General features: G+C 70.9%; 12 protein-coding genes. 2 read left to right on the top strand and 10 right to left on the bottom strand.

Going from position 1 to position 12,491, the window contains the following annotated elements:
- Positions 1–159: 159 nt before the first annotated feature.
- On the top strand, positions 160–1,980 hold the full coding sequence (locus WFQ67_RS27385; protein WP_337058740.1) for an acyl-CoA dehydrogenase C-terminal domain-containing protein: 1,821 nt from the start codon (positions 160–162) through the stop codon (positions 1,978–1,980).
- 162 nt (positions 1,981–2,142) lie between these two features.
- Positions 2,143–3,702 carry a sphingomyelin phosphodiesterase gene (gene sph, locus WFQ67_RS27380; protein ID WP_337058739.1) on the top strand — a complete coding sequence of 520 codons (1,560 nt, stop codon included), beginning with the start codon at positions 2,143–2,145 and terminating at the stop codon, positions 3,700–3,702.
- 33 nt (positions 3,703–3,735) lie between these two features.
- Here the strand turns inward: sph and WFQ67_RS27375 are convergent, their stop codons facing one another.
- Genes WFQ67_RS27375 through cobO form a run of 10 tightly spaced genes read right to left on the bottom strand, consistent with a single transcriptional unit; the run spans position 3,736 to position 12,484 of the window.
- Entirely contained in the window at positions 3,736–4,467 is a 732-nt protein-coding gene (locus tag WFQ67_RS27375; RefSeq protein WP_337058738.1) for an adenosylcobinamide-GDP ribazoletransferase, read from the bottom strand.
- A complete protein-coding gene (cobC, locus tag WFQ67_RS27370; protein ID WP_337058737.1) occupies positions 4,464–5,012 on the bottom strand; it encodes an alpha-ribazole phosphatase family protein in 549 nt (182 codons plus the stop codon). The genes WFQ67_RS27375 and cobC overlap by 4 nt, the downstream gene beginning before the upstream one ends.
- On the bottom strand, positions 5,009–6,067 hold the full coding sequence (cobT, locus tag WFQ67_RS27365; protein ID WP_337058736.1) for a nicotinate-nucleotide--dimethylbenzimidazole phosphoribosyltransferase: 1,059 nt from the start codon (positions 6,065–6,067) through the stop codon (positions 5,009–5,011). Before cobT ends, cobC begins: the two co-directional genes overlap by 4 nt.
- Complete coding sequence (gene cobU, locus WFQ67_RS27360) at positions 6,064–6,585, bottom strand: bifunctional adenosylcobinamide kinase/adenosylcobinamide-phosphate guanylyltransferase (RefSeq protein ID WP_337058735.1); 522 nt, start codon at positions 6,583–6,585, stop codon at positions 6,064–6,066. The genes cobT and cobU overlap by 4 nt, the downstream gene beginning before the upstream one ends.
- Positions 6,578–8,044 carry a cobyric acid synthase gene (locus WFQ67_RS27355; RefSeq protein ID WP_337058734.1) on the bottom strand — a complete coding sequence of 489 codons (1,467 nt, stop codon included), beginning with the start codon at positions 8,042–8,044 and terminating at the stop codon, positions 6,578–6,580. The genes cobU and WFQ67_RS27355 overlap by 8 nt, the downstream gene beginning before the upstream one ends.
- The gene (gene cobD, locus WFQ67_RS27350; protein ID WP_337058733.1) at positions 8,041–9,033 is read right to left on the bottom strand and encodes a threonine-phosphate decarboxylase CobD; all 993 of its coding nucleotides are present in this window, start codon (positions 9,031–9,033) and stop codon (positions 8,041–8,043) included. Before cobD ends, WFQ67_RS27355 begins: the two co-directional genes overlap by 4 nt.
- Positions 9,026–9,934, bottom strand: coding sequence for an adenosylcobinamide-phosphate synthase CbiB (cbiB, locus tag WFQ67_RS27345; RefSeq protein WP_213625597.1), 909 nt, complete (start codon positions 9,932–9,934; stop codon positions 9,026–9,028). Before cbiB ends, cobD begins: the two co-directional genes overlap by 8 nt.
- Positions 9,931–10,581, bottom strand: a complete 651-nt coding sequence (gene bluB / locus WFQ67_RS27340; RefSeq protein ID WP_213625598.1) for a 5,6-dimethylbenzimidazole synthase — start codon at positions 10,579–10,581, stop codon at positions 9,931–9,933. The genes cbiB and bluB overlap by 4 nt, the downstream gene beginning before the upstream one ends.
- Positions 10,578–11,876 carry a cobyrinate a,c-diamide synthase gene (locus WFQ67_RS27335; protein WP_337058790.1) on the bottom strand — a complete coding sequence of 433 codons (1,299 nt, stop codon included), beginning with the start codon at positions 11,874–11,876 and terminating at the stop codon, positions 10,578–10,580. Before WFQ67_RS27335 ends, bluB begins: the two co-directional genes overlap by 4 nt.
- Entirely contained in the window at positions 11,873–12,484 is a 612-nt protein-coding gene (cobO, locus tag WFQ67_RS27330) for a cob(I)yrinic acid a,c-diamide adenosyltransferase (protein WP_173177993.1), read from the bottom strand. The genes WFQ67_RS27335 and cobO overlap by 4 nt, the downstream gene beginning before the upstream one ends.
- Positions 12,485–12,491: the final 7 nt, after the last annotated feature.

The following is a 12,491-nucleotide window of genomic DNA, read 5'->3' as shown; positions in this document are numbered from 1 at the left end:
TGCGTGTATATACCCGCATCAATCCGGCGTCAATGGCAATCGCGCATCGGCGCGGCATTGTCCGAACTGCCAGAGGCCTCCGTTATCGCTGCCAAGGCCGTGCCGGCAAGGGCGCCGTATAAATCGGCGGGTCTGCCACCTGCGTTCCGAGGTTCACCGATGCCCAGCTACAAGGCGCCCCTGCGCGACACCCGCTTCCTGCTCAACGAGGTCTTCGACTTCCCCGCCCACTACCAGGCCCTGGCCAATGGCGGCGAGGCCACGCCGGACATGGTCGAGGCCATCCTCGGCGAGTGCGCGAAGCTCTGCGAGGAAGTGATCGCCCCGCTCTACCACTCAGGCGACGAGGAGGGTTGCCACCTGGAGAACGGCGAAGTGCGCACGCCCAAGGGCTACAAGGAAGCCTACGACGCCTACGTGGCAGGTGGCTGGCAAGGCCTCTCGCACCCGGTGGAATACGGCGGCCAGGGCCTGCCCATGAGCCTCGGCGCCCTCAAGCAGGAAATGCTCGGCACCGCCAACTGGCCCTTCTCCATGTACCCGGGCCTGTCCCTCGGCGCCATGAACACCCTCATGCAGCACGGCACCGAGGAGCAGAAACGCACCTACCTCACCCCGCTCACCGAAGGCCGCTGGGCCGGCACCATGTGCCTCACCGAGCCCCAGTGCGGCACCGACCTGGGCCAGGTGAAGACCCGCGCCGAAGCCAACGCCGACGGCAGCTACGCCCTCACCGGCACCAAGATCTTCATCTCCTCCGGGGACCACGACCTCACCGAGAACATCATCCACATCGTCCTCGCCCGCCTGCCCGACGCGCCCAAGGGCACCCGGGGCATCTCCCTGTTCATCGTGCCCAAGTTCCTCCCGGGCGATGACGGCGGCCTCGGCCCGCGCAACGGCGTCAGTTGCGGCGCGCTGGAGAAGAAGATGGGCATCAAGGCCTCGGCCACCTGCGTAATGAACTTCGACGGCGCCACCGGCTACCTCATCGGCCCGCCGAACAAGGGCCTGGAATGCATGTTCACCTTCATGAACAGCGCCCGCATCGGCACCGCCATCCAGGGCGTCGCCACCGCCGAACTGGCCTACCAGGGCGCCCTCGCCTACGCCCGCGAGCGCCGCTCCATGCGCGCCCTTTCCGGCACCAAGGAGCCGGGCGAGGTGGCCGACGTACTGATGCACCACGGCGACGTGCGCCGCATGCTGCTGACCCAGAAGGCGGTGGCCGAAGGCGGCCGCGCGCTGGTCTACCTCGCCACCCAGTACGCCGACCGCATGATCGAAGGCATCCTGCAGAGCGACACCGGCAAGTACGAACACTGGGACGACAAGCTCGGCTTCCTCACCCCCATCCTCAAGGGCTGCCTGACCGAACTGGGCCTGGAGAGCGCCAACCTCGGCATGCAGGTATTCGGCGGCCACGGCTACATCCGCGAGCACGGCATGGAGCAGATCGTCCGCGACGCCCGCATCGCCACCCTCTACGAAGGCACCACCGGCATCCAGGCCCTCGACCTGCTGGGCCGCAAGGTGCTGCTGATGACCCAGGGCAAGGCCGTGCGCGACTTCAGCGGCCAGGTGGCGCGCCTGGCCCTCGACCTGCTGAAGACCGAGCCGGCCATGCGCGGCCGCGCGCTGACCCTGCTCAAGCTCGCCGGCCAGTGGAACGTCCTGACCCTGCGCATCGCCCTGCGCGCCCGCAAGGACCGTGACCTGGTGGGCACCGCCAGCCATGACTTCCTCATGTACTCCGGCTACGCCGCCCTCGCCTACGCCTGGGCCCTGCAGGAAGCCGCCGCACGCCGCCGCCTGCGCGAAGGCGGCGCCGAGTCCGAGGACTTCTACCGCGCCAAGCTGGCCACCAGCGCCTTCTACTTCGACCGCCTCCTGCCCCGCGCCAAGGGCCACGCCAGCGCCATGCTCAAGCCGACGAAGTCGGTGATGGGGCTGCAGGACGAGCACTTCCTCTTCGAGTGATCCACCCGCTGGAACGGGCCTCCCCCAGGGGAGGCCCGCCATGACACACCGTTGTAAAACAGCTGAGGTTTTCTACAAGGACATCAAGGACAGCAGTAGCCGGTCCGCCATCGGGTGGTGGCCTCTCACCGCCCTCCGCATCCACTCATCTCGGACATGCAGATGACAACGACCACGCGCATCAACTGGACGATGCTCAGCCTTCTCGCCCTGCTCACCGCCCCCCAGGCCCCGGCCGCCCCCGCCCCCCGGCCTGACGCCTTCGACCTGCTGACCCACAACGCCTTCTTCCTCACGCCGCTGCCGTTCAAGTTCAGCTGGAACAACCAGGAGCGCGCGCGCCTGATGACCCGGGCCGACTATGTGGAAGGACGCGATCTGATCATCTTCAATGAGCTGTTCGACAACACAGCCTCGGACATCCTGCTCAACGGGCTGAAGGACCGTTACCCGCACCAGACCCCGGTGCTGGGCCGCGCCACCAGCGGCTGGGACGAGAGCACCGGCAACCCCGCCGCCAAGCCCGAGGACGGCGGCGTCGCCATCGTCAGCCGCTGGCCCATCGTGCGCCGGGTGCAGTACCTCTACCGCGATGCCTGCGGGGCAGACGCCCTGGCCAACAAGGGCTTCGTGTACGTCAAGGTGATGCGCGGCGAGCGCCCGTTCCACGTCATCGCCACCCACACCCAGGCTGCCGACGCGGCCTGCCCAGATGGCGGCCAGGCTGCGCGTGAAAGCCAGTTCAGGGAAATGCGCGCCTTCATCGACCGGCAGAACATCCCCGCGAACGAAGTGCTGTTCGTCGGCGGCGACCTCAACGTCGTGCGCGGCAGCGCCGAGTACCCACGCGTGCTGGCCCAGCTGGACCTGCGCGAACCGGACAGCTACGCCGGCGCCCCCGCCACCTGGGACACCCGGCGCAACGGCGTGACCGGCTACCAGTACCCCTACAAGGACAACGGCCCCGGCAAGGCGCCATCCAACCCGCCGGAGTACCTCGACTACATCCTGGTCTCCAACCGCCACGGCCAGGTTTCGTACTGGCACAACCAGGCGCTGGACACCCCCTCCCCGCGCTGGAGCGCCAGCGACGGCGTCAACACCTGGCACTACCAGGACTACTCCGACCACTACCCGGTGGCCGCCTTCACCTATGCCGATCCGCAGCGCACGCCTCAGCGGGCCTTCAAGCCCACCGACAACCGCTACGCCCGCGTGGTGCTGCGCAGCCTCGAAAACGGCAACGCCCTGCGCAGCGGGGCAAAGGCGACCAACTGGGTCACCGTCACCGGCAACGGCCGAGACGACGCCAGCACCTTCAGCCTCAACGACTGGGACCACTTCGCCAGCTTCTGCGTGCGCAACGGCGACTACGTGACCCTGGAATCACGCGCCTACCCGGGCCATTTCCTCACCTGGTACGAACACGGCGCCGGCAAGTACGGCTACTACCCCGCCGCCGGGAAACCCTCGCGCCACCTGCGCGTGCAGATCGACAACGACCAGGGGCAATGCCTGAAGGATGGCGACCAGGTGGCGTTCATCGACTACAGCGGCCAGCGCCCCCTGCCCGGGCGCGACTACTACCTGAAGATCTGGCCCGACGGCGCCTGGAAGGACCACCTGTTCCTCTGGGGCGAGGCCCGGGACGCCAGCCGCTTCCGCGTCGAAGTGGAGCCGACCGCGGTCTACGAGAACTGGTACGACAGGTTGCGTTTCTGAACCACCGCGCCGGGGCGTTGCGCCCCGGCGTTTTCACCCCAGCAGCGCCAGCGCCACCAGCACGGCCACCTCGGCCAGTTCCACCAGCGCCCCGGCCGTGTCGCCGGTGGTGCCGCCGAGTCGCCGCAGCAAGCCACGGCGCCACCCGGCGAACAGCGCCAGCGCCGCCACCAGCGCGACCAGCGCCACCCAGCCGAACACCAGCCCCAGCAGCGCATGGGCGCCCAGCACCCAGGGCAACTCCCGGCGCGGCAAGTGCTCGGCCAGCGCCTGCCCCAGCCCACCGGGGCGCACATAGGGCGTGGTCATGAACAGCAGTGGCAGCAGCGCCCGCGCCAGCCAGGGTGCCAGCAGCAGCGCGGCGATCGGCCCCTGCTCCAGCAGCGCCACCAGCGCGGCGAACTTCAGCAGCAGGACCAGCACCAATACGACCACGGCGATGGGGCCGCTGCGCGGGTCCTTCATGATCGCCAGGGTGCGTTCGCGGTCACCGTAGCCGCCCACCCAGGCGTCCGCCGTATCGGCCAGGCCATCCAGGTGCAGGCCACCGCTCAGCGCCACCCAGGCGGCCAGCAGCAGCGCGGCCTCGAGCAGCGTCGAGGTATCGCCCAGCACCCACTCCAGCGCCAGCAGCGCCAGGCCCAGCAGCAATCCCACCAGCGGGTAGAACAGCAATGAGCGACCGATCTGCTGCGGCTCGGGCATGCCCGGCAGGCGCACCGGCAGGCGGGTGAGGAACTGCAGGGCGATCAGCAGCGGGGTCATGGCAAAACGATCCGGTGCAAGGTCGCGTGGGGCACCTCCACCTGCATCAGCTGGGCCCGTGGCAGGCCCCGTGCGCGGGCCAGCAGCAGGCGGATCACCCCGCCGTGGCTGACCACCAGCAGGCGCTGGCCGGCGAAGCCTTCCTGCAAACGCGCCGCCGCCGCGTGAACGCGGGCCTCGAAGTCGAGCAGCGCCTCGCCGTCGGGCGGGGTGAAGCTGTAGGGGTCGTTCCAGAACAGGCCCAGGCCGGCCTCATCGGTGGCCATCAGCTGGGCGGCGGTGCGGCCTTCCCAGGCGCCGAAATGCAGCTCGCGCAGGTCGGCGTCGAAACCCAGCGGCAGGTCCAGGCGCCCGGCCAGCTCCTCGGCGAAGCGCGCGCAACGCTGCAACGGCGAGCTGACGATGCCGTCCCAGGGGCCGGCCCCCTCCACCGCACCACGCATCTGCGCCCAACCGGTTTCGGTCAGGGCATCGTCCAGGCTGCCGCGAAAGCCCGCGCCCAGTTCGGTTTCGCCATGGCGCAGCAGGTCGATGACCAGGCTCATGCCGGGCGATCCGAGACGGCGGCCTCGGCGAAGGTGGCCATGCCGTTGTGCAGGTCGCAGGCCAGGCGCAGCAGCGGCAAGGCGATGGCGGCGCCACTGCCCTCACCCAGGCGCAGGCCGAGGTCGAGCAGGGTTTGCGCCTGCAGCTCCGCCAGCACGGCCTGGTGGCCCGGCTCGGCGGAACGGTGGGAGAACAGCAGCCAGTCGCGGCAGGCGGGGTTCATGCGCACGGCGCAGAGCGCGGCGACGCTGCAGATGAAGCCGTCCACCAGCACCGGGATGCCGCGCTGGGCGCAGCCGAGGTAGGCGCCAGCCAGGGCCGCGACCTCGAAGCCACCGAGGCGGCGCAGGCTTTCCAGCGGGCCATGGCAATGGGGCCTGTGCAGGGCCAGGGCGCGTTCGATCACCTCGGCCTTGTGCTGCACGCCCTTGTCGTCCAGCCCGGTGCCGGGGCCGACCAGTTGTGCCGCCAGGGTGCCCAGCAGCGCGCAGGCCAGGGCGCTGGCGGCGGTGGTATTGCCGATGCCCATCTCGCCGCCGAGGTATATGTCGGCCCCCGAGTCCACCGCACGCTCGGCACTGGCGCGGCCAGCCTCCAGCGCGGCCAGGCACTGGGCATCGCTCATCGCCGGTTCGCGGGCGAAGTTGGCGGTGCCGGCGCCCAGGCCCAGGTGCAGCACGCCAGGCAAGCGCTCCAGCGGCACGGCGGTGCCCAGGTCGACCAACTCCAGGGTCGCCCCCAGGCTGTGGGCCAGCACGTTGATGGCCGCGCCGCCACGCACGAAGTTGCGCAGCATCTCGCCGGTCACCGCCTGCGGGTAGGCGGAAACGCCCTCCTCCACCACGCCGTGGTCGCCGGCGAACACGGCGAACCAGGGCCGCGCGACCTCGGGGCGATCACTGCCCTGCATCGAAGCGAGGGTGATCGCCAGGCCTTCCAGCTGGCCCAGGGCGCCACGCGGCTTGGTCAGCTGGTCCTGGCGGGCCTGGGCCCGGGTGCGGGCAACATGGTCCTGGGGCTGGCACTCGGCCAACCACCACGCGAGTGAGGTCATAGGGGCTCTCCCTTCAACAGCATGGGCAGGCCGGCGACGGTGAAGGTCACGCGGGTGCAGCGTTCGGCCAGGGCCTGGTGCAGCCAACCGGCTTCATCGACGTAGCGGCGGGTCAGTTCGCCCAGGGGCACGACCCCGAGGCCGGTTTCATTGCTCACCAGCAGCACCCGCCCCGGCAGCTCGCCGATGCAGGCCAGCAGGGCGTCGCGCTCGGCGACGAGGCGCGCCTCGTCCTCCAGCATCAGCAGGTTGGTCAGCCACAGGGTCAGGCAGTCCACCAGCAGGCAGGTGCCGGGGGCCGCGTGCTCGCGCAGCACCCGAGCCAGTTCGGTGGGTTCCTCCACCAGGCCCCAATGGTCGGGGCGCCGGGCACGGTGGCTGGCCACGCGCTGGCTCATCTCGCCGTCCAGCGGCTGGCTGGTGGCGATGTAGGTGACGGCCAGGCCCGACTCGCCGGCGAGGCGTTCGGCCAGGCGGCTTTTGCCCGAACGGGCGCCGCCGAGAATAAGTTCAGCCATGGGCGGGCTCCAGGCCGCAGAGGCGGCGCAGCAGGTCGGTATCCAGGTGGCGCTCGACCTGATCGGCCAGGCGCTCGATGTCGCGCTCGCGCAGCGCCGGGTAGTCCACGGCCTGCACCTCGGCGAGGCCGGCCCAGCGCAGCAGCGCGTCACGGGCCTCGGCAGCCTCGAACAGGCCATGCAGGTAGGTGCCGAGCACCTGGCCGTCCTCGCTCACGGCGCCGTCGCAGCGGCCGTCGTCCAGTTGCGCGGCGGGCCGCTCCAGGGCGGCGCCACGGCTGACCCCGGCGTGGATTTCGTAGCCGGTCACCGCGGCACCTTCCAGGCCCAGGCGGCCACGCACGTTGCGCAGCTGCTTCTCCGGCTCCAGCACCGTGTCGAAGGCGAGCAGGCCGAGGCCGGCGCTGCTGCCGGCGGGCCCTTCCAGGCCGTGGGGGTCGTCGATGCGCTCGCCGAGCATCTGCAGGCCGCCGCAGATGCCCAGCAGCTTGCCGCCGTAGCGCAGGTGGCGGGCGATGGCCGCGTCCCAGCCCTGCGCGCGGAGGAAGGCCAGGTCGGCGCGCACGCTCTTGGAGCCGGGCAGGATGATCAGGTCCGCCGGTGGCAGCGCCTGCCCCGGACCGACCAGGGTCAGCTGCACCTGGGGGTGCAGGCGCAACGGGTCGAAATCGGTGTGGTTGCTGATGCGCGGCAGCACCGGCACCACCACCTTCAACGCCTCGCGGGGCTTGGCGTCCTGGCGGCGGTCGATGGCGTCCTCGGCCTCCAGGTGGAAGTCGGTGATGTAGGGCAGCACCCCGAGCACCGGCTTGCCGGTACGCGCCTCCAGCCAGTCGAGGCCGGGTTGCAGCAAGGCGATGTCGCCCCGGAAGCGGTTGATCACGAAGCCCTTCACCCGTGCCTGCTCGCTCTCCGAGAGCAGCGCCAGGGTGCCCACCAGATGGGCGAAGACGCCGCCCCGGTCGATGTCGGCGATGAGGATCACCGGGCAGTCCACCGCCTCGGCGAAGCCCATGTTGGCGATGTCGTTGGCGCGCAGGTTGATCTCCGCCGGGGAGCCGGCGCCCTCCACCATCACCACCCGGTAGCCGGCCTCCAGGCGCTGGTGGGAGGCCAGCACCGCCTGCATGGCGACCTTCTTGTAGTCGTGGTAGGCGACGGCGTTCATCGAGGTGACGGCGCGGCCGTGGATGATCACCTGGGCACCGGTGTCGGTATTGGGCTTGAGCAACACCGGGTTCATGTCGGTGTGCGGCGCCAGCCCGCAGGCCTGGGCCTGCACCGCCTGGGCGCGGCCGATCTCGCCGCCGTCGGCGGTCACCGCACTGTTGAGCGCCATGTTCTGCGGCTTGAACGGCACCACCGCCACGCCCTGGCGCTTGAGCCAGCGGCACAGCGCGGTCACCAGGGTGCTCTTGCCGGCGTCGGAGGTGGTGCCCTGCACCATCAGTGTGGTCATGCGAGCTCCCGGGCGAAGCCGCTCAGCACGGTGTCCAGGCGCTGCCAGCCGGCCTCGTCGGGCGGCAGTCCGAAACGCAGGCTCGACGGCGTGACGAACAACCGGGTGAGGATGCCGTGGGCGGCGAGGTATTCGTGCACCACCCCGGCGTGGGGCATGGCGACCCACTGGAACAGCGAGCAGCCGCCGGTGGGTTGCAGGCCATGGCTGCCGAGCAGGCGGGCCAGGCGCTGGCCGTCCCGCAGCAGGCGCTCGCGCTGCCGGGCCTGGCCGTCGACATCCTGCAGCAGGCCCTTGGCGATGGCCCGCGCCGGGCCGCTGACCGCCCAGGGTCCGAGCAGCTCCTCCATCTCGTCGAGCAGCTCGGGAGCGGCGCAGGCGAAGCCCAGGCGCAACCCGGCGAGGCCGAAGAACTTGCCGAAGGAGCGCAGCACGATGAGGCCGGGCAGGTGGCTGACCCGCGCCAGGCTCTGGTCGCCGGTGCAGTCCATGAAGGCTTCGTCCACCACCAGCCAGCCGCCACGCTCGGCCAGGCGCGCATGCCAGTCCAGCAGCAGCTCCGGGGAGTAACGCTGGCCGGTGGGGTTGTTGGGGTTGACCACCACCAGCACGTCGAGGCGGTCGATGGCACGGCGCGCGCCGGCCTCGCTGATCTCTTCCAGGCGATGGCCGACCCGGCGCCAGGCGGCACTGTGCTCGGCGTAGCAAGGCGAGAGGATGCCCACCTGGGATGTGCGACGCAGGCGTGGCAGCGCCTGGATGGCGGCCTGGGAGCCGGCCACCGGCAGCAAAGACGGGGCGCGGTAGTACTGGCGCGCGGCCTCTTCCAGGCCGTCGTCGCGCTCGGGCAGGCGCGCCCAGGCCGCGGCGGGCACCTCGGGCAGGGTCCAGCCGTAGGGGGCGATGCCGGTGGAGAGGTCGAGCCAGTCCGCCTCGGGAATGCGATAACGCTGCGCGGCGGCGCGCAGCCTGCCTCCATGCTCAAGCAACGAGCCATCCTCCGATGATCAGAACGCCCACCCAGAGCATCACGCCCTGGCGCACCAGGTCCATGCCACGGCCGATGTCCTCGGCGCGCGCGGGCTCGCCCTGCCCCAGGCACGGGCGCTCGTGCAGCTCGCCGTGGTACACGGCCGGCCCGCCCAGTTGCACGCCCAGCGCACCGGCGCCGGCGGCCATCACCGGGCCGGCGTTGGGGCTGTCCCAGAGCGGCGCCTGCTTGCGCCAGCAATGCAGCGCCAGCGCCGTCTTGCCGAGCAGCGCATAGGTCAGTGCGACCAGGCGCGCGGGAATGAAATTGAGGACGTCGTCGATGCGCGCGGCGGCCCAGCCGAAACGCTCGAAGCGCTCGTTGCGATAGCCCCACATGGCGTCGAGGGTATTGCTCAGGCGGTACAGCACCACGCCCGGCGCGCCGGCCACGGCGAACCAGAACAGCGCGGCGAACACCGCGTCGCTGCCGTTCTCCAGCACCGATTCGGTGGCGGCGCGGGCCACGGCGCTCTCGTCCAGCTCGCGGGTCTCGCGGCTGACCATGTAGCCGACGCGACGGCGCGCCTCGTCCAGGTCGCCGCCCTGCAACGCCACGGCCACGGGCTCGGCGTGTTCGTTGAGGCTGCGCAGGCCGATGGCGGCATAGAGCGCGACCACGCCCACCAGGGTGCCGACCCAGGGCAGCTCGGCCAGCCACCAGGCCGCCAGGGTCAGCGGCAGCACGGCGATCACCCAGGCGCTGACGCCATGGCTGCGCCAGCCACGGCCGCCAGGGTTGAAGCGCTGCTCCAGGCGCTTGGCCCAGTCACCGAAGGCCACCAGCGGGTGCCAGCGGCGCGGCTCGCCGAAGACGGCGTCCAGCACCACGGCGGCCAATGTCAGCATGCCCAGGCTCATTCCTTGTTTCCCCACTGGTTCTCGAACAGCAGTTCGGACAACGGACGCGGTTGCGCCCAGCCTTCCAGCGCCAGCATCGGCGCCGGGTAGAAGGCCTCGACCGGGCCCAGGCAGAGCACCGCCAGGGGCTTGCTTCCGGGCGGCATGCGGAGCAGGTCGGCCAGGGCTTGCGGGTCGAACAGCGAGACCCAGCCCAGGCCCAGGCCTTCGGCACGGGCGGCGAGCCAGAGATTCTGAATCGCGCAGGCCAGCGACGCCATATCCATTTCCGGCAGCGTGCGTCGCCCGAAGACATGCGCCTCGCGCCCATCCATCAGCGCGGCGACCAGCAGCTCGGTGCAGTCGCGGATGCCTTCGACCTTCAGCCGCATGAATTCGTCGGAGCGCTCGCCCAGGGCCTCGGCGGTGCGCACCCGCTCCGCTTCCACCAGGCCGTGGATGTCTTCGCGCAGCGCCGGCTCGGTGACGCGGATGAAGCGCCAGGGCTGCATCAGGCCGACGCTGGGCGCCTGGTGCGCCGCCTCCAGCAGGCGCGCGAGCAGCTCGGGGGCCACCTCGCCGCCGCTGAAGTGGCGCATGTCGCGGCGCTCGGCGATGGCGCGGTAGACGGCGGCGCGCTCCTCGGGGCTGAAGGCGTTGTCGGTCATGGGCGCAGGAGCTCCGCCGCCGCAGCGGGATTGGACGGCAGGTAGAAGTGGATGTACGACGCGGTGAGGCGGCCGGTGCGGAACACCGCCTCGGCCACCGGCTTGTCGTTCGGGCAGGTGCCGCGCGCCAGGGGCTGCAGCGGCGAGTCGAGGCGCGAATGGTGGTAGGTGTGGCCGCGCAACGCACCGCCGGGCAGCTCGACCTCCTGCAGGGCCAGGGCCACCAGGCGCTTCTGCATCACCGCGCTGCCGGGCAGCAGGCCGACCAGTTCGGCGCGCGCGCCCTCGGCGTCGGTGAGTGCATCGAGCAGGTAGAGCATGCCGCCGCACTCGGCGAGGATCGGCTTGCCGGCCTCATGGTGGGCACGGACCGCCTCGGCCATGGCGCGGTTTTCCGCCAGCGGCGCCAGGTGCAGCTCGGGGTAGCCGCCGGGCAGGTAGAGGCTGTCCACCTCGGGCAGGGCGGTGTCGGTCAGTGGCGAGAAGAACCGCAGCTCCGCACCGAGGGCGCGCAGCAGGTCGAGGTTGGCCTGGTAGGTGAAGGCGAAGGAGGTGTCGCGGGCGACGCCGATGCGCACGCCTTCCAGGGTCGGTCGCAGCGCCTGGGCGGGCGGCGCCTCGAAGGCCACGGCCGGCGGCAGCTCCACCGAGGCGCTGGCGGCCAGGGCATCGGCGGCGGCGTCCAGGCGTGCGTCCAGGTCGGCCAGCTCCTCGGCCTGCACCAGCCCCAGGTGGCGGCTGGGCAGCTCGACCTCGGCGCTGCGCGGCAGGGAGCCGTACCAGCGGATCCAGCCCGGCAGGCTGTCGCGGATGAGGTCGCTGTGACGCTGGCTGCCGACCCGGTTGCCGAGCACGCCGGAGAACGGCAGGCCCGGCTGGTAGGTGGCGAGGCCCACGGCCAGGGCACCGAAGGTCTGGGCCATGGCGGCGCCGTTGATCACCGCCATCACCGGCACGCCGAAGCAGCGCGCCAGGTCGGCGGCCGAAGGCGAGCCGTCGAACAGGCCCATCACGCCCTCGATGAGGATCAGGTCGGCCTCGGCGGCGGCTTCCCAGAGCAGGCGGCGGCTCTCTGCCTCGCCGATCATCCACAGGTCCAACTGGTACACCGGCGCGCCGGAGGCGCGGGCGAGGATCATCGGGTCGAGGAAATCCGGCCCGCACTTGAACACCCGCACGCGCTTGCCCTGGCGGGCATGCAGGCGCGCCAGGGCGGCGGTGACGGTGGTCTTGCCCTGGCCGGACGCCGGCGCGGCGATCAGCAGGGCCGGGCAATGGCGCGTGGAGGTGCTCAGAATTCCACCCCTTTCTGCGCCTTCACCCCGGATTTGAACGCGTGCTTGACCAGGCTCATCTCGGTGACGGTGTCGGCGGCGTCGATCAGGCCCTGGGGCGCACCACGACCGGTGGCGACCACGTGCTGCAGCTCGGGGCGCGATTCGATGTCGCGGAGCACGGTCTCCAGGTCCAGGTAGCCGTGCTTGAGGGCGATGTTCAGCTCGTCCAGCACCACCAGGCCGACCTGCGGGTCGTTGAGCAGCTGCGCCGCGACGGCCCAGGCCTGCTGCGCCTTCTCGATGTCGCGCTGGCGGTCCTGGGTGTCCCAGGTGTAGCCCTCGCCCATCACGTGGTAGGCGACCTCGTCCGGGAAGCGGCGGAAGAAGGCTTCCTCGCCGGTGGACATGCCGCCCTTGATGAACTGCACCACCCCCACCTTCACCCCGTGCCCAAGGGCGCGGGCGACCATGCCGAAGGCCGAGCTGCTCTTGCCCTTGCCGTTGCCGGTGTGCACCAGCAACAGGCCGTACTCGTCCTGGGCCTGGGCGATCTTCTCGTCGATCAGGGCTTTCTTGCGCTGCATGCGCGCCTTGTGGCGGGCATCGCGTTCGATGGATTCGGTCATGGGGGCT

Origin of the sequence: Pseudomonas sp. USHLN015 (assembly GCF_037153275.1) — a bacterium.
Lineage (GTDB): Bacteria > Pseudomonadota > Gammaproteobacteria > Pseudomonadales > Pseudomonadaceae > Metapseudomonas > Metapseudomonas tohonis.
Note: the sequence above shows the minus strand (reverse complement) of the source record. Positions and strands in the feature narration are given on the sequence as shown.

Excerpts from the sequence above, each read along its gene's own strand:
- WFQ67_RS27355 (WP_337058734.1), bottom strand. The coding sequence starts at position 8,044 with ATGACCACACTGATGGTGCAGGGCACCACCTCCGACGCCGGCAAGAGC.
- WFQ67_RS27385 (WP_337058740.1), top strand. The coding sequence starts at position 160 with ATGCCCAGCTACAAGGCGCCCCTGCGCGACACCCGCTTCCTGCTCAAC.
- cobU (WP_337058735.1), bottom strand. The coding sequence starts at position 6,585 with ATGGCTGAACTTATTCTCGGCGGCGCCCGTTCGGGCAAAAGCCGCCTG.
- WFQ67_RS27375 (WP_337058738.1), bottom strand. The coding sequence starts at position 4,467 with ATGACCCCGCTGCTGATCGCCCTGCAGTTCCTCACCCGCCTGCCGGTG.
- cobC (WP_337058737.1), bottom strand. The coding sequence starts at position 5,012 with ATGAGCCTGGTCATCGACCTGCTGCGCCATGGCGAAACCGAACTGGGC.
- sph (WP_337058739.1), top strand. The coding sequence starts at position 2,143 with ATGACAACGACCACGCGCATCAACTGGACGATGCTCAGCCTTCTCGCC.
- cobT (WP_337058736.1), bottom strand. The coding sequence starts at position 6,067 with ATGACCTCACTCGCGTGGTGGTTGGCCGAGTGCCAGCCCCAGGACCAT.
- bluB (WP_213625598.1), bottom strand. The coding sequence starts at position 10,581 with ATGACCGACAACGCCTTCAGCCCCGAGGAGCGCGCCGCCGTCTACCGC.
- cobO (WP_173177993.1), bottom strand. The coding sequence starts at position 12,484 with ATGACCGAATCCATCGAACGCGATGCCCGCCACAAGGCGCGCATGCAG.
- cbiB (WP_213625597.1), bottom strand. The coding sequence starts at position 9,934 with ATGAGCCTGGGCATGCTGACATTGGCCGCCGTGGTGCTGGACGCCGTC.